The organism is Burkholderia sp. 9775_39 (genome assembly GCF_015712225.1).
Lineage (GTDB): Bacteria > Pseudomonadota > Gammaproteobacteria > Burkholderiales > Burkholderiaceae > Burkholderia > Burkholderia cenocepacia.
The window spans coordinates 73,332-88,534 of sequence record NZ_JACCQC010000026.1 but is presented as its reverse complement, the minus strand read 5'-3'; the positions used below and the strand labels follow the sequence as shown (position 1 = coordinate 88,534).

At 66.5% G+C, this 15,203-nt stretch carries 18 protein-coding genes; 9 read left to right on the top strand and 9 right to left on the bottom strand.

The genetic code is table 11. From position 1 onward, the window contains the following. The first annotated feature begins 13 nt into the window (after positions 1 to 13). Complete coding sequence (locus H0X90_RS28250) at positions 14 to 502, top strand: SRPBCC family protein (protein WP_006491040.1); 489 nt, start codon at positions 14 to 16, stop codon at positions 500 to 502. A 28-nt stretch (positions 503 to 530) separates the two neighbouring features. Here H0X90_RS28250 and H0X90_RS28245 read toward each other — a convergent pair whose 3' ends face one another. Together H0X90_RS28245 and H0X90_RS28240 are read right to left on the bottom strand one after the other, a co-directional pair. After that, complete coding sequence (locus H0X90_RS28245) at positions 531 to 1,517, bottom strand: LysR family transcriptional regulator (RefSeq protein ID WP_069353110.1); 987 nt, start codon at positions 1,515 to 1,517, stop codon at positions 531 to 533. A 117-nt stretch (positions 1,518 to 1,634) separates the two neighbouring features. Then, entirely contained in the window at positions 1,635 to 2,408 is a 774-nt protein-coding gene (locus tag H0X90_RS28240; RefSeq protein ID WP_027813636.1) for a helix-turn-helix domain-containing protein, read from the bottom strand. 200 nt (positions 2,409 to 2,608) lie between these two features. Between H0X90_RS28240 and H0X90_RS28235 the strand changes: the two genes are divergently transcribed. The 3 genes from H0X90_RS28235 to H0X90_RS28225 are packed head-to-tail and all read left to right on the top strand — an operon-like array spanning position 2,609 to position 6,776. After that, entirely contained in the window at positions 2,609 to 4,012 is a 1,404-nt protein-coding gene (locus H0X90_RS28235) for an efflux transporter outer membrane subunit (protein ID WP_227739724.1), read from the top strand. 59 nt (positions 4,013 to 4,071) lie between these two features. Beyond that, complete coding sequence (locus tag H0X90_RS28230; protein ID WP_012338921.1) at positions 4,072 to 5,196, top strand: HlyD family secretion protein; 1,125 nt, start codon at positions 4,072 to 4,074, stop codon at positions 5,194 to 5,196. Continuing rightward, the gene (locus tag H0X90_RS28225; protein ID WP_077189773.1) at positions 5,193 to 6,776 is read left to right on the top strand and encodes a DHA2 family efflux MFS transporter permease subunit; all 1,584 of its coding nucleotides are present in this window, start codon (positions 5,193 to 5,195) and stop codon (positions 6,774 to 6,776) included. The genes H0X90_RS28230 and H0X90_RS28225 overlap by 4 nt, the downstream gene beginning before the upstream one ends. 30 nt (positions 6,777 to 6,806) lie before the next feature. Here H0X90_RS28225 and H0X90_RS28220 read toward each other — a convergent pair whose 3' ends face one another. Both H0X90_RS28220 and H0X90_RS28215 read right to left on the bottom strand, forming a co-directional pair. Further along, positions 6,807 to 7,661 carry a hypothetical protein gene (locus H0X90_RS28220; RefSeq protein WP_077189772.1) on the bottom strand — a complete coding sequence of 285 codons (855 nt, stop codon included), beginning with the start codon at positions 7,659 to 7,661 and terminating at the stop codon, positions 6,807 to 6,809. A 26-nt stretch (positions 7,662 to 7,687) separates the two neighbouring features. Beyond that, a complete protein-coding gene (locus H0X90_RS28215) occupies positions 7,688 to 9,262 on the bottom strand; it encodes a hypothetical protein (RefSeq protein WP_077189899.1) in 1,575 nt (524 codons plus the stop codon). A 346-nt stretch (positions 9,263 to 9,608) separates the two neighbouring features. On the opposite strand from H0X90_RS28215, the gene H0X90_RS28210 reads away from it, so the two are divergent. From H0X90_RS28210 to H0X90_RS28190, 5 genes are all read left to right on the top strand, one after another. Further along, positions 9,609 to 9,923: a hypothetical protein gene (locus H0X90_RS28210; RefSeq protein WP_006494471.1), complete on the top strand. Its 315-nt coding sequence runs from the start codon at positions 9,609 to 9,611 to the stop codon at positions 9,921 to 9,923. A 38-nt stretch (positions 9,924 to 9,961) separates the two neighbouring features. Further along, the gene (locus H0X90_RS28205) at positions 9,962 to 10,726 is read left to right on the top strand and encodes a glycosyltransferase family 25 protein (RefSeq protein WP_227739723.1); all 765 of its coding nucleotides are present in this window, start codon (positions 9,962 to 9,964) and stop codon (positions 10,724 to 10,726) included. 533 nt (positions 10,727 to 11,259) lie between these two features. Continuing rightward, positions 11,260 to 12,102: a peptidyl-prolyl cis-trans isomerase gene (locus H0X90_RS28200; protein WP_077189770.1), complete on the top strand. Its 843-nt coding sequence runs from the start codon at positions 11,260 to 11,262 to the stop codon at positions 12,100 to 12,102. A gap of 379 nt (positions 12,103 to 12,481) precedes the next feature. Further along, a complete protein-coding gene (locus H0X90_RS28195) occupies positions 12,482 to 12,814 on the top strand; it encodes a type II toxin-antitoxin system RelE/ParE family toxin (protein ID WP_077189898.1) in 333 nt (110 codons plus the stop codon). Then, entirely contained in the window at positions 12,807 to 13,139 is a 333-nt protein-coding gene (locus H0X90_RS28190; protein WP_077189769.1) for a helix-turn-helix domain-containing protein, read from the top strand. Before H0X90_RS28195 ends, H0X90_RS28190 begins: the two co-directional genes overlap by 8 nt. A 99-nt stretch (positions 13,140 to 13,238) precedes the next feature. On the opposite strand, the gene H0X90_RS28185 is transcribed toward H0X90_RS28190, so the two are convergent. From H0X90_RS28185 to H0X90_RS35840, 5 genes are all read right to left on the bottom strand, one after another. Then, positions 13,239 to 13,559 carry a helix-turn-helix domain-containing protein gene (locus H0X90_RS28185; RefSeq protein ID WP_077189768.1) on the bottom strand — a complete coding sequence of 107 codons (321 nt, stop codon included), beginning with the start codon at positions 13,557 to 13,559 and terminating at the stop codon, positions 13,239 to 13,241. A 27-nt stretch (positions 13,560 to 13,586) separates the two neighbouring features. Beyond that, on the bottom strand, positions 13,587 to 14,081 hold the full coding sequence (locus H0X90_RS28180; RefSeq protein WP_077189767.1) for an antitoxin Xre/MbcA/ParS toxin-binding domain-containing protein: 495 nt from the start codon (positions 14,079 to 14,081) through the stop codon (positions 13,587 to 13,589). Then, complete coding sequence (locus H0X90_RS28175) at positions 14,071 to 14,295, bottom strand: hypothetical protein (protein ID WP_125346558.1); 225 nt, start codon at positions 14,293 to 14,295, stop codon at positions 14,071 to 14,073. Before H0X90_RS28175 ends, H0X90_RS28180 begins: the two co-directional genes overlap by 11 nt. Before the next feature lie 98 nt (positions 14,296 to 14,393). Then, on the bottom strand, positions 14,394 to 14,714 hold the full coding sequence (locus H0X90_RS28170) for a helix-turn-helix domain-containing protein (RefSeq protein ID WP_077189766.1): 321 nt from the start codon (positions 14,712 to 14,714) through the stop codon (positions 14,394 to 14,396). Next, the gene (locus H0X90_RS35840; protein WP_227739722.1) at positions 14,714 to 15,052 is read right to left on the bottom strand and encodes a SymE family type I addiction module toxin; all 339 of its coding nucleotides are present in this window, start codon (positions 15,050 to 15,052) and stop codon (positions 14,714 to 14,716) included. The genes H0X90_RS28170 and H0X90_RS35840 overlap by 1 nt, the downstream gene beginning before the upstream one ends. Positions 15,053 to 15,203: the final 151 nt, after the last annotated feature.

Sequence of the window (15,203 nt, the reverse complement as noted above, 5' to 3'; positions counted from 1 at the left end):
TCAAGGAGGCATCATGCTGCAACGTACTGCAACGCAACCCCGTCCGTCCACGCTCGTCTATGCGCCGCAAACGCCGATCCTGTCCGGCTCGGCCGATCTCGACGTGCCGGCGCGCGATGCGTGGCGCGTGGTCGGCGATTTCGCCGGCTTCTCGCGCTTCATCACGGGGCTCGACCATACCGACATGATCGGCGAAGGCGTGCGCTCGCTGCGCATCAAGCATTTCGCGGACGGCAACGTCGTCGTCGAACAGCTCAACAGCCACGACGACGAAGCGATGGTGATGACGTGGAGCCTGATCCATACGTCGTTCGACATCGGCAATCTGTGGGCGCTGATGCGCGTCGAACCGCGCGGCGACCACGCCTGCACGGTGACGTGGGACATCGCCGGCGAACCGTCGCACGGCGGCGCCGCGCGCCAGCCGGAATTCGACGCGTTCGTCACCGGCTTTCTCGACATGGCGATGACGAACCTGCGCGCGCTGTTCAAGCCGCAGTAACCGTGCATCGCCCGCCGGCGCCGTGCCGCTATGCGGCGGCGCCGGCCCACGCGCCGGCCTTGCCCGGCGCGTGGCTTTTTTTCCCCGCCGGTGATGCGCATGCGTCGTCGTGGACCTGGGCGAACGCATCGCGCAGCGCGGCCTTCATGAAGTCGACCCATGCACGCGTTTTCGCATCGAGATGCTGGCGCGACGCGTACACCAGAAACACGCCGATTTCTTCCGCCTGGTAGTCGGGCAGCACGCGCACCAGCGCGCCCGAGCGCAGGTCGGCCGCGGCGACGAAGTCCGGCAGCAAGCCAATTCCCGCGCCTTCGCGCACCGCGATCGCGAGCGACGCGGCGACGTCGGCCGTCATCGACGGATCCACGTCCACGGTCTGCGCTTCCGCACCGTTCCACAGCGTCCAGATGCGCTCGTGATACGCGGGCGCGACCAGTTGCACGCAGCGATGGTGAACCAGCGCGCCCGGCGAATCGGGCATGCCGTGCGCATCGAGATACGCGGGCGACGCGCACAGCACGCTGCGGATCCGGCCGACGTCGATCGCGACCTGCTCGGAACTCGGCAGGCTCGGCATCGCGATCACCGCGACGTCGTAGCTGTCGCGCACCAGTTTCGGCAGGTGCGGCGCGAGCGTCAGGTCGACGCTGACGTCCGGGTAGCGCGCCTGGAATTGCCCGATCAGCGGAATCACGAAATGGTTCGCGATGCTGGCGCTGCAATGCGCGCGCAGCCGGCCGTGCGGATGCACGCGCGCGTCGCGCGCCTCGCGCTCGCTCGCATCGACGGCCAGCGTGATGTCGCGGGCGCGAGCGAGATAGCGCTCGCCCGCTTCGGTCAGGCACATCGAGCGCGTCGTGCGGTTCAGCAACCGGATGCCGAGACGATGCTCGAGCGACGCGACGAGCCGGCTGACGTGCGCGGTCGTGATGCCGAGCCGTTTGCCGGTCTCGGTGAAGGTGCCCGCGTCCGCGAGCGTGACGAACGCCTGCATGCTTTGAATCAGATCCATCGGGATAACGAAACCTCCGGCTGGCCGTATGGCAATGCCGCTACTGTAGCGACGGCCGCGGCACGCCGCGCGCGCGCATCAGCGATCGATCGTCGCAAAACGGACAATCGACGCGGATCAGCGCCGCCGGAAGTATTCGCTCGGCGCGACGCCGAGCGCCTTGCGGAACATCGCCGCGAACGCGCTGGGGCTGTCGTAGCCGTGTTCGAGCGCGAGTTCGAGGATCGGCGTGCCGGCGGCGAGGCGCGGCAGGCTCAACAGCAGCCGCGCGTGGCGGCACCATGCGCCGTGCGTCATGCCCGTTTCGCGCTTGAACGCGCGGGCGAGCGTGCGCTCGTTCATGTGCGCGTCGCGCGCCCAAGCCTGCAGCGTGACGGCCGACGACGGGTCGTTGATGAGCCGCGTGCACAGCGCGACGAGCGCGGGATGGCGCGGCATCGGCACGTGCAGCGACAGCGACGGCGCGATCTCGATCTCGTCGAGGATCAGCGCGAGCACGCGGCCCGCGCGGTGCGACAGGTCGTAGTCGGCGGGCAGGTCGCAGGCCGTCACGATCAGTTCGCGCAGCAGCGTGCCGACCTCGATCACGCGGCATTCGGCCGGCAGGCTCGGCCGCACTTCGGGACCGACGAACACGGTGCGCATCTGCACGTCGCCGGCCGAGCGGATCTCGTGCTGCGTGCCGCCCGGCACCCACACCGCGCGGCCCGTCGGCACGACCCAGCTGCCCGCGTCCGCGTGCACGATCATCACGCCGGAAATCGCGTGGATCAGCTGGCCCTGACGGTGCGAATGCGGCGGGTACGCCATGCCCGCCGGCGAGTCGGAGGCGACGACGGCGATCTGCTTGTCGCGCGCCTGGCGCTCGAGTGCGATGAAGAAATTTTCCAATTGATCGGGATTGTCCTTTTCTCGACGACGAATGCGCTTTACGCGCGAGATCGACCGCATAGGTCGAAATTACCATAAGCCCATCGTTTGTTCGACCTCCTTGCCACCCGATGCGCGTTCCGTCCCTTCCGTCCGCTTCGCCCGTTTCTCCCGCCGTCGATGCCCGCGCGCCGCGCGTTCGGCGCGCTACCTGTGCGGCCGTGCTGCTGGCCTCGGCCGCGCTGGCCGCGTGTTCGGTCGGCGAGCCGTACCGGCCGCCGGTGTCCGACGCAACGCGCACCGGGCCGTTCGACGCGGTGGCCGACGTGCCGGCCGCGGCGGCCGGCGAACCGCCGCAACGCTGGTGGCGCCTCTACGACGATCCCGTGCTCGACGGTCTCGTGCGTGATGCGCTCGCGCAGAACCGCGATCTCGCGGCGGCCGTCGCACGGGTCGAGCGTGCGCGTGCCGTGTTCGACGAGGCCGGCGCCGCGCGGCTGCCCGACACGACGGCCGGCTTCGGCGTCGACTACGGCAAGCACGCGCCCGACCAGATCGTCGCGGCGGCCAAGGACACCGATGCGCGGACGCGCTGGGGTTTCGCGCCGTCGTTCTCGCTGTCGTGGGAAGTCGATCTGTGGGGCCGCGTGCGCCATCTGGTCGATGCCGCGCAGGCGGATGCGGACGCGGTGCAGGCCGCGTCCGATGCGATGCGCGTCGTGGTGGCCGCCGAGACGACGGCCGCGTATGCGCAGGTGTGCGCGTACGGCGAGCGGATCGACGTGGCCGAGCAGTCGGTCGGCATCGCGGACCGGCTGGCCGCGCTGACCGCGAAGCAGCGCGCGCACGGGCTCGTGTCCGACCTCGAAGTGGCGCGCTCGCGCGCGTTCGCCGACGACACGCGCGCCGATTTGCCGGCGCTCGTCGGCTCGCGGCGCGCGGCGCTGTACGAACTGGCGGTACTGACCGGGCGCGCGCCCGGTGCGCTGCCCGCCGCCGCCGCGCATTGCCGCACCGCGCCCGTGCTGGCACGGCCGTTCCCGGTCGGCGACGGCGCGTCGCTGCTGCGCCGCCGCCCGGACCTGCGCGAGAGCGAGCGCCAGCTGGCCGCCGCGAATGCGCGGATCGGCGTGGCGACGGCCGAGCTGTATCCGTCGATTTCGCTCGGCGGCTCGGTGAACTGGCTGTCGACCGGCGGCGATCCGTCGACGCTCGGCGACAAGTACGCGATCGCGTGGGGCGTCGGCCCGCTGATCACGTGGCGCTTTCCGAACATGGCGGCGAGCCGCGCGCGGCTCGCGCAGGCCCGCGCCGACGACACGCTCGCCCGTGCGCAATTCGATGCGCAGGTGCTGCGCGCGCTGAAGGAAACCGAGCAGGCGCTGGCTCGCTACGGCGCCGCGTGGCGCCGCCGCGCCGCGCTCGAAACCGCGCGCGCCGAGCATGCGCGCGCCTATCGCCTCGCCGAGCTGAACTACGAGGCCGGCGCACTCGATTTCCTCGGCGTGCTCGACGCGCAGCGCAGCCTCGTCGCGGTCGATTCGGCGCTGGCCGAGTCGACGCAGCAGGTCTCGCTCGACCAGGTCGCCGTGTTCAAGGCGCTCGGAGGCGGCTGGCAACCGTAGCCGGCCGCGTTCGCAGTGTCCCTGTCCGTTCTCTTGCACGCCAACTCATCATTCCGATCATGAGCACGACTGCCGTACCCGAAAAAGCCAAAACCGCCCGGTTCTCCCGGCGCCAACTGATCGCCGCGGGCGTCGTGCTCGCCGTCATCGCGCTCGCCGTGTTCGGCTGGCACTGGTGGACCGTCGGCCGTTTCATCGAAAGCACCGACGACGCGTATGTCCGCGCCGACGTCGTGACCGTCAGCTCCCGCGTGTCGGGTTACGTCACGCAGGTCGCCGTCGACGACAACCAGCCGGTGAAGCGCGGCGACGTGCTCGTGCGGCTCGACGACCGCGACTATCGCGCGAAGGTCGACGATGCGCAGGCCGCCGTCGCGGCGGCCGACGCGACGCTGCAGGCCGAGCAGGCGGCGGCCGCGACGCTTGACGCGCAGATCGGCCAGCAGCGCAGCCAGATCGCGCAGGCCGACGCCGATGCGGCCGCCGCGCGCGCCGAAGCCGCGCGGCGCGACGCCGATGCGACGCGCTACAAGCAACTGCTGGCCGAATCCGCCGCGAGCGGACAGCGCTGGGAGCAGGCCCACGCGGACGCATTGAAGGCGCGCGCCGAACTGACCCGCGCCGGCGCGGCCGTGCGGGTGCAGACCGACCAGCAGACCGTGCTGCAGCGCCGGCGTGAACAGAGCACTGCGGCGATCGCGCAGGCGCGCGCCCGGCTTGCAGCCGCCCAGGCGAAGCTGGCGCTCGCGCAGCTCGATCTCGACCACACGGTGATCCGCGCGACGCGCGACGGCAGCGTCGGCCAGCGCGCGGTACGGGCGGGCCAGTACGTCGAAGTCGGGATGCCGCTGCTCGCGGTGGTGCCGCTGAGCGACGTGTACGTGGTGGCGAACTTCAAGGAAACGCAGTTGGGCGCGATGCACGACGGCCAGCCCGTCCAGATCGACGTCGACACCTATTCGGGCCATACGCTGCACGGCCGCGTGATCGGCCTCGCGCCGGGCTCGGGCGCGCAGTTCGCGCTGCTGCCTCCTGACAACGCGACCGGCAACTTCACGAAGATCGTGCAGCGCATCCCGGTGAAGATCCGCGTCGATGCGCCGCCGGCCGGCGTCGTGCTGCGGCCCGGGATGTCGGTGATCGCGCGCGTCGACACGCGCGGCACGCAGGGGGCCGGCACGTGAGCACGACGACCGCGCAGGCCGCGCACGAAGACACCGTTTCGCTGCGCGCGTGGGTCGCCGTGCTCGGCGGCGTGTTCGGCTGTTTCATGGCCGGCATGAACGTGCACGTGACCAATGCGTCGCTGCCCGACATCCGCGGCTCGCTCGGCGCGAGCTTCGAGGAAGGCTCGTGGATCACCACCGCGTACCTGGTCGCGGAGATCGTCGTGATTCCGCTCACCGGCTGGCTCGTGCAGGTGTTTTCCGCGCGACGCGTGCTGCTGGTCGGCGCGACCGGCTTTCTCGCGTTCTCGCTCGCGTGCTCGGTCGCGCCGAGCATCTCGACGATGATCATCGCGCGGGCGCTGCAGGGCGCGTTCGGCGGCGTGCTGATCCCGCTGTCGTTCCAGCTGATCGTCACCGAATTGCCGCCGTCGAAACATCCGCTCGGGATGGCGCTGTTCGCGATCGCGAACAACGTCGCGCAGGCGGCGGGGCCGTCGGTCGGCGGGTGGCTGACGGACATGTATTCGTGGCGCTGGATCTTCTATCTGCAGATTCCACCGGCGATCGCGCTGGTCGCGGCGATCGGCTGGGCGATCCGGCCCGTGCCGGTGCAGCTCGGGATGCTCAGGCGGGCCGACTGGTTCGGCATCGCGACGATGGCGGTCGGCCTGAGCGCGCTGCAGATCGTGCTGGAGGAAGGCGGGCGCAAGGACTGGTTCGCGTCGGATCTGATCGTCGAGCTGTCGATCGTCGCGGCGCTCGGGCTGGCGGCGTTCGTCGCGATCGAGCTGCGGCGCAAGGAGCCGTTCATCAACCTGCGGCTGCTCGGCCAGTACAACTTCGGGATCGCGAGCCTGATGCAGTTCCTGTTCGGCGCGGTGGTGTTCGGCGTGGTGTTCCTCGTGCCGAACTACTTTGCCGAGCTGCACGGCTACAGCGCGCGCGACATCGGCCTCGCGATGATTCCGTACGGGCTCGTGCAGTTCGCGATGTCGTTCCTGACGCCGCCGCTGATGCGCCGCACCAGCCCGCGCACGACGATCGTGCTCGGCTTCGTGCTGGTCGCGGCCGGCTGCCTGATGAACATCCATCTCGACGCCGATGCGGCGTCGAACGTGATCGTCCCGTCGCTGATCGTGCGCGGGATCGGGCAGTCGTTCGTCGTGATCGCGCTGGCCGTGATGGCCGTCGACGGGATCGAGAAGGCGCAGCTCGGCTCCGCGTCCGGCGTGTTCAACATGGTCCGCAACGTCGGCGGCGCGATCGGCATCGCGGTGATGAGCCAGATCGTCGTCGAGCGGCAGAAGCTGCACGCGATGCGCATCGGCGAGGCGGTCACGCCGTTCTCCGAAGCGTTCCAGGAGCGCATGGCGATGCTTGCGCGGCTGCTTTCCCGCGTGCATGCGCCGCGCGCGGACGTGCTGCCCGGCGGGTCGATCTCCGGCGTGCAGGAGCTGGCGCTCGGGCTCGTGAACCAGCGGGTGATGCGCGAGGCGCTGCTGATGGCGTACAGCGATACGTTCCTGATCGCGGGAATCGCGATGATCGGGTGTACGGCGGCGGCGTTCGTGTTGAGGGGGAAGAAGAAGGCGTAACGGCGGCGTGGTCGCCTCGCCGCCGCACCGTCATGCCGCCACCGGCTCCCACGACAGCAGCGGCGCGAGCGACTTCGCCTGCGGTATCCGTCCGATCGTATCCAGCGCGGCCGCTTCGAGCCGGCGGCGCTGCGCGGTATCGTGCACCAGCTGGACGCAGGCATCCACCAGTCCGTCATACGGCGCCGCGCGGAAACCGGTGGCGTAATCGGGATCGACCGACGTCGTCGGCGACACCTCGCCGACGATCGCCTTGCCGTTCGTCATCAGATAGAACGCGCGCACGACTTCAAAAATATGCGACGCGTAGTGATGCAGGTTCAGCACGACCTTCGCCCGCGCGATGAAGGCGTCGCGTTCGGCGCCGTAGATGCCGCCGCTGACGATTCCGACGTTCAGCCCGCACGCCTGCAACGCATCGAGGATCGCCGCGCGGCGCGGGCCGATCGTGCCGTAGAACAGCACGTCGATATCCTGCTCGACGTCATCCGGAATGCGCCGCAGCTTCGGATGGAAGCCAAGCTTCAGATAGCGCGCATGCCCGATGCCGAGGCCGCGCAGTTTCGCGAGGTTGCGTGCGCTGTAATCCCAGGTTTCGTATCGCGACGCCCAGCGATAGATGTTCTGGTTCCACGCTTGCTCGTCGACATGCAGCTGCTCGGTGTTGACGACGATCGTGTCGTCCGGCACATGCTCGGTCACGCGCGGATCGGCGAGATGGCAGCCGATCAGGATGTTCCGTGCGTCGGACATCATGCTGTTCTCGTTGAAGTGAACCGCGTGGCCGAGATCCTCGAGCCCGTACGCGATCACTTCGGCGAGTTCGGTGAAGGCGCCGGCGTGCGCGTAGCCGCGCGGGCGGACGATGCAGAGGTTGTAGTCCATCACGAATCTCCTGTCGGGGGCGACCGTCAGCCGGCCAGGTGGCGAAGATCGGCGGCGACGGCGTCCATGACCGGCTGCCAGTCCGCGAACGTCTTCTGCCGATACAGCGATGCACTCGGGTAGAACAGGCTGTCGCGGCGATCGTGCTGCCAGACCCAGTGCGGGTTCGCGTCGAGCAGTACCCACGTGCGCTGGCCGAGCGCGCCGCTCAGGTGCGCGGCCGACGTGCAGACGGTGATCACGAGATCGAGCGCGCCGACGAAGGCGGCGGTGTCGTCGATCGTTCGCCAGTCGCGTGTGCAGTCGTTCACGACGAAGCCTGCCGAGCGGGCGGCTTCGATGTCGTGCTGCGCGCCCGGTTGCAGCGAGTAGAACGCGACGTTCTGCTGCAGGTGGCCGAATGCTTCGGCATAACGCTCAAGGCCCACGCGGCGAAAGCGGTTGCGCTGGTGCGAGAGGCTGCCGGTCCACGCGAGACCGACCTTCAGCCGCCGTTCGCCCGCGAGCGCCGTGCGCCACGCGTCGGTGGCGGCCGCATCGGCGTGGAGGTATGGCGCCGTCGTGGCGAGCGCATCGCCGTCGAGGCCGAGCATGCCCGGAATGCTCATCAGCGGCAGCTCGACGTCGAACGCGGGCAGATCCTCGATGCGCATGCTGGTGTCGAACACGTCGACGTGCCGCGCCAGGCTGCGCCCGAACAGGTCGCCCATCACAGGAAACGCATTCCATACGATCCGGCCGCCTTCGCGATGCACGCGTTCCGCGAGCAGCGGCACGTAGCGGCAGAACTGCAGCGCGTCGCCGAGGCCCTGTTCTCCCCACAGGAGCAGCGTCTTGCCTTTCAGCGACTCGCCGCGCCAGCGCGGGCCGGCAAACGCCGGCAGGTTGCCGCGCAGCTCGGCCGAGCCCTCCCAGCGCGCTTCGTAGTTGGCCCAGCCCGCCGCGAAATCGCCGCGCGCGAGCTGGAGCAGCGACAGGTTGTGGCGATAGGTCAGGTTGTGCGGCGCGAGTTCGACGGCGCGTTGCGCGTGTTGTTCGGCCTGGCCCCACCATTGCGCTTCCTTCATGGCCGTCGCCGCGTTGTTGACGGCCAGCGCGCTGTCGGGCGCCAGCGTGACCGCGCGGGTGGCTGCGCGCAGTGCGCCGTCGAGATCGAAACGGTCGATGCGCGTGATGACCGCATTGGTCCACGCGCGTGCGTCGCCCGGGTCGTCGTCGAGCGCGCCTTCGATGAGCGCGAATTCCACCTCGGGATCGCCGCCCGTGAGGCGGATCGCGAGCGCGAGATTGTTCTTCAGCGACGGCCACGCAGGCGCGAGTTCGAGCGTGCGGCGATAGGGCGCGATCGCATCCGCGTGACGTCCCGCCATCTGCATCGCGTAGCCGCAGTTGAATGCCGCTGCGGGCGATTTCGGGCGCAGGTCCCAATGCGCGGCGGCCAGTCGGGCGGCGCGTGCGGTGTCACCGCGATCGATCAGCGTTTGCGTGGCGGTGGCCACGGCGTCGTCGTCGATATCGAGCGAGGCGGCATCGGCCGGCGTGGCGAGCATCGTGTCGTCGGTGTGGTCGAGCGTGGGCGTGTCGTGGGGCGTGATCTGCATGTCGGGGCTCCGAAGGGCCGGCCGCCTGTCGAGGCAGCGGCCGGTGGCGGGTTCGTCGTGAGGCGCCGGCGGCTTGTGTGTGGGGTACAAGCAGCGTGGCGCCGGCTTGACATCCACTGTATGGATCCGCATCCGGCAACTGAATAAGACCAGTCCGAATCGATCGCACTGTGCGATACAACGGGAGCCGAACGCGTGCTTCGTCACGTTTGTAGTCCCAGTCCTATTTTTGGGTTTGGCGTTCGGTAATAAGACCCGTCTGATAGAGATCGCGCCCGGCGATCTTTGTAATACGCAGTATTCCGGCCGACGTCGTTCGGCAACAATCAGACAGGGAGTACTGACGATGAGCGCAGCGGATTTTCTGGTGAAAGGCACGGTGATCGGAATGGTCGCGAGCGCGGCCACGGTCGGGATGGTCCATGTGGCGGTCGAGTTCGGCACGCGCTGGTCGTCGAGCGGCATGGTCGTGACGATGGCGACCGCATTGCTGATGGCGATGCTGCTGCTCGTGCCGCCGCTCGTTACCGCATGGCGCAACCGCAAGGATGTGGTCGATCCGTTCTACGAGCCGGCGGCATTGAAGCCGATGCTGCAGGGGCGGACGATCGGTATCGTCGTCGGCATCGTGTTCGGCATTTCGATCGTGACGGGGTGGTGACGATGTCGATGCCCGTTACCGACCGAACCGACGCGGCCATGGCTTCCGCAAGTGTTCCTGCGATCGATGCGCCGACCGTCTGCAAGACGCTTCGCGTGATTTCGCTGCGCGGCGAGCGTGGCCGCCGCGAGACGTTTCGTGCAAACCATCCGGCGCTCGCATTCGAATTCGTCGACGCAGTCGACGGCCGGGCGCTGTCGGATGACGATATCGCACGAAGCGGCCTGTTCGCGCCGGCGCTGCCGTACACACGCGGCGCGATCGGCATCGCGATGACCACGCATCGCCTGTGGACCGACATCGCCGCAGGCAACGAGCTGGTCACGATCGTCGAGGACGACGCGATCTTCCGCCCGGACTTCGACGAGACGGCGATGCAGTTTCTTGCCGCGCATGCCGGCCGTTACGACTTCGTCGCGTGGGGCTACAACTTCGATTCGATCCTGCGCGGTGCGATCTTCAACAGCCGCACGCCGGTGACGATGCGCTTCGACGAAGCGGCGCTCGTGCAGTCCGTCGACGATTTCCGCACCGACCGCGGCCCAGTGCTCGTGATGGACCTGCTCGAGTTCTACGGGATCTGCGCGTACACGATCTCGCCGGCCGGTGCGCGCTTCCTGCTCGATCAGTGCTTTCCGCTGCAACCGGAGACGCTGTTCTCGCACGGGCTCGGCCGCACGCTGCCGAACTACGGGATCGACGTCGCGATGAACAAGTTTTATGGCGCGATGCGCAGCGTCGCTGCATTTCCGCCGCTCGCCGTGACGATGAACGTGCGCGAGACGTCGACGATTCAACGGTGACGTCGTGCGGAATAGGACCAGACTGATTGTGCGGACGCGGTATGCGCTTCGACAATGCGAAGGTCGGGCGGCTGCATGGTACGCGCCCGATACCTCGTATCCGAAGCCATGCTTCGTTGGACGCGCTGCCCGTTCGTCGGGCGGCGTATTTTTCTCCGCGAGCGGCCGAAGCGAACGCCGTTGCTTGCGCGGCCGGTCTGGATCGAAAGACATGAATGCCTTGCGGCGACCGGTGGGCTCGGTCGCGTCTGCCCCATTCGGGTCGCAGGTTGGGAGAACGCTGCCTCATGCGAGCGCAGGGCATTCATCTCTGTCTTTCCCTCCGTCGGTCACCCGTGTCTCGCCGACGGCGGTGACCCTGCACGGCAACGCGCGGCCGGTTCGACCGGTTCGCGCTTCAGGTCCGGCCGCGACGCGATCGCGCGCGCGGCCTGTCTGGCACCGACCCGGTCGGCTGCCCGCGGTGAAGCTGCCGCATCTCCTCACGGCCGCCCTCGCGTGCGGCACCTCCCTCCATCGATGAAGGAATCGTCATGAAGAAGCATCACATTTCCATTGTTTCCACCCTGATCGCACTCGCGTGCGCCTGCGGCGCCCCCGTCGCGCGCGCCGCAGGCACGAAAACCGAAACGCCGCTGCCGTCGGGCGTCGAAGCGGTCGTCAACGACACCCCCATCGCGCGCAGCGACGTGGACGTCCTGATTCATCAATGGGGTCAGGCCGATACGCCGGCGCTGCGCGAGCAGGCCAGGCGCGAGCTGATCGCCCAGCAACTGGTCGAGCAGGCGGCGGAAAAGGCCAACTACGGCAGCCGCCCCGAAGTGAACCGCGTCGTGATGCGTGCGCGCACGGTCGCGGCGACGGATCTCTACCTGCGTGACAACGTGCACCCGCAAGCGGTGACCGATGCGCAGGTGAAGGCGCGTTACGACGACGTCGTCGCGAATGCCGCGCAGTTCGAATATCGCGCGGACGTGATCGCCGTGGCCGATCCGGCCGAAGTGAACGCGCTGGTCGCGGAGCTGAAGCAGGGCGCGGCGTTCGACGCGGTGGCGAAGAAGTACAACACGACGCCGAACGGCGGTGTCGCGCAGTGGGTCGAGTTGCGTACGCCGGTGGCCGAAGGGAAGACGGGCGGTTTGCCGTTGCCGCTCGCGCAGGCGATTACGTCGCTGCAGCCGGGTGCTGTCGCGGGTCCGATCCGCGTCGGTAACGCGTTCGCGATCGTGAAACTCGACGAGAAGCGCGCGACGGTCGTGCCGACCTTCGAGGCGGCGAAGAACGTGTTGCGTCAGCAGCTCGAAGCGCAAGCGCAGCAGCGTGCGATGACGGCGCTGGTGGACAAGCTGGCCGGGCAGGCGACGATTCAGCAGTAAGCGGGTGTATCAGGAAGACGGTGGATCGGGTGATTCGCCGGGGTAGCCGCTGCCGTTTGTGACGGCGGCGGTTTTTTCTTTTTGTCGAGCGCGTGCGGCGTGGCGTAGGAGGGTAGATCGTTCGGCTAGCTAGCGAATCGCGAAGACGTCGCCCTAAAGTCTGAAGGAAGCGTGTAGAGGATGACTTGACGGATAGAGGCCGGACGTCTTGCTCGCCTGGTCGGACAAGAAGGTTCCGATCAAGGCTCTGGAGCCGATGGCAGGCATGTTGCGTTGTCGTAGAAGTCGCAATACACGCAGGGTGGCCACGCGCGTGCAGCTCGTTGGCCGGAGGCACTTCACTGGCTTGATGGGTGTTAGCATATTTGCTAATATGACGATGAAGAACTGGACGATCCTGTACTACGACGAGCGTGTGAAGCGTGATGTGTTTGCGTTGCCCAAGGGCATTCTTGCGAGCTACCTTCGTCTGCTCGAAACCATGGAGGAACACGGTGCCGATCTACGGATGCCACGTTCGCGCGCAATGGGGGCAGGATTGTTTGAATTGCGCCCGCGAGGTCGTGAAGGTATCGGACGCGTGTTTTATTGCGTACAGGTTCGATACGAACTCGTCATCCTGCATTCGTTCGTCAAGAAGACGCAGGAAACGCCTGAAGACGAATTGCGTATCGCCCGTCGGCGAATGAAGGAGGTACAAAGTAATGGCTAAGGCTCGCCCCGCACGTGCGAACGAGGATCGGTATGTACCTGTCCGGCACACTGCCGAAGATACCGCTCGTTTGCTCTCTGACCCGGTCATCAAGGCAGAGTACGACGCGCTGGAAGAAGAATTTACCGCGCTTCGCGCATTGCTCGATGCGCGTAAAGAAGCGGGCTTGACGCAAGCGCAAGTCGCTGAGCGAATGGGAACCACGACATCCGCCGTATCCAGGCTTGAGGCCTCGCTGTCGAGCGAGAAACATTCACCGTCGTTTTCGACGCTGCGCAAATACGCTGCAGCATGCGGAAAGAAGCTCATTATCTCGTTTGCGTGACCGAGCCTGAAGCGTGCTGCGGTTAGCGTCGCGTCCAGCTCAACGGGTGAAGCGATGCGTGATGTGAGCGTTGCGCGCATCACGTCGCCGCATGCTTCTTCAGCCGACTACCGTGATGCCCGCCAAACGCGTGCGCCCTGCGGGCAGAACGACGATTTCCGCATGCTGGTCCAGTGACACCAGCGCCTCCATCAATCGCTCGAGCGAAATGTTCTGGAGCTTATAGCGGCGGATCTGCGACATCTTCGGCTGCGTCATACCCGTGATTGCTGCCGTTTCCATTTGACTCAGGCCTCGCTTATCGATCAGGTCGTTGAGTTTGAGCGCGAGCGCGGCCTTGGTGGTCAGTTCCTTGGCGTCGTCGAAATGCAGATCGGCGAGCACATTGTCCGTGCCGTGAGGATGTTCTCTACGATTCATGTTTTCGTTTGATTGAGCGTGCGGGAGTCAGGCACTGACGCCATGAGCGATCCGCGTCAGCAGATCGCGCATGCGCTCAAATCCCGTTTGTGTATCCAGCATATCCAGCGGGCGCAAACCGGAGAGCATTGCGCGCGGCAGTTGCATCCATGCGGCGGCAAGCCCCTTGCTTTCGAACACGTCAATCGCTTGGCCAAATATGTAAATCGTGCGTGCGATGCGATCCGATTCCTCGGGAGAGAGGTGCTCCATTTCGACGATACTGCGCAGGGTCGTCGAATATGGGAGTCTCGGGCCTACGAATAACGTCTCGATCGGTTCATGCGGAAAGTCGGTTGCGATCCGTAAGACGATGTTGGTTTCCATCCCTTTACCGATCAGTCGGCGTAGTTCGGGCACATCGAATTGATCGAGAGAATTCTTGATGTCGCCGTAGGCCGCTTCCCATCTCTTTGAATCAACATGTTGCCTGTTCGATTTCGTCGCCGTTGTACGGCCGCCAGTGGGTTGCTTAAATGGCATCGCGAAACACCCCTCTACTGGAAAGTTGATACACCCATTCGGAATTCGGGCCAATGAGCATCGAAGCAATCATGTCCGGCCAGCGTTGCTGATACGTCAGCCGGTTTTCAAAATCAGCCTGGTCTGATTGGCTGTAACAATCCGCCACGTTAAATTGATCGAGTGTGGCGCCGGAGCCGCTTCGGCGGCGGCCGTTGGGCCCGGCCGTCGTCATGCTATGTGTTTGATAGCACCTACTCCTAACGCTGCCTCATGCGAGCGCCGAGGCGCTTCCGGCCGCCACACACTTCTTTAAGCCTGCGTCGCAGGCCGTCAGACCGAAACCGTAATCCCCGCCGGCCCGAATTCCCCCGCCGGCTTCACCACGATCTCCACATGCTGGCCGAACGACGCCAGCGTCAGCATCAGTTGATCCAGCGTCACGTTCCGGAGCCGCTCGCGCTGCTCGGGGGTGACGACTGGCCGCGCCATTTCGGTGAGCGCCGCAGCCTCTTCTTCGGTCAGGCCGCGCGACGCCATCAATGCGTTGAGTTTCAGTACGAGTACGGACTTGGCCGCCAGTTCACCGACGTCGTAGTAGTCGAAATCGTCCGGCACGTCGTCGGGGTATGGGTTCGAGGCATCGTGGTTCATTACGCTTCCTCCGTCGTGACCGAAAGTCGCAGCTGCTGTCGCATCGCCGCCGGATCGATATCGGGGAATCCTTCTTGCATGCTAGGATCGCAGTCCGCATCGTCGATCGGCGTGATCACCAGCCGCTGATGGGACACCTCGATTCGCAGGCGCTGCTCGGGATCGAAGCCTGCTGCTTCGATCCAGCGGCCGGACAATTTCATCCACAGATGCATGACAGGCGGCGCCATGTCTGCGAGCCGGAGGTGCGGAACGATACGGCGGGATTGAAGAGACGATCGAGGGGAGACAAAACGATCGCGGAAATACGTCGGTGCGTTATGATTCGCGCCAGCCATGATTAACTCTCCTGTGTGGAGTTGGTTGTGGTCAGCGGCCCGCAGGTGCTGTTTTCACCTGCGGGCCGCGCTCGTTTTCGCAGCGGATTTCGATCGTCGCTCCATCACATGCTTGGCATGTCGAAATGACGCGAAAGTCTTCGCGAAAACG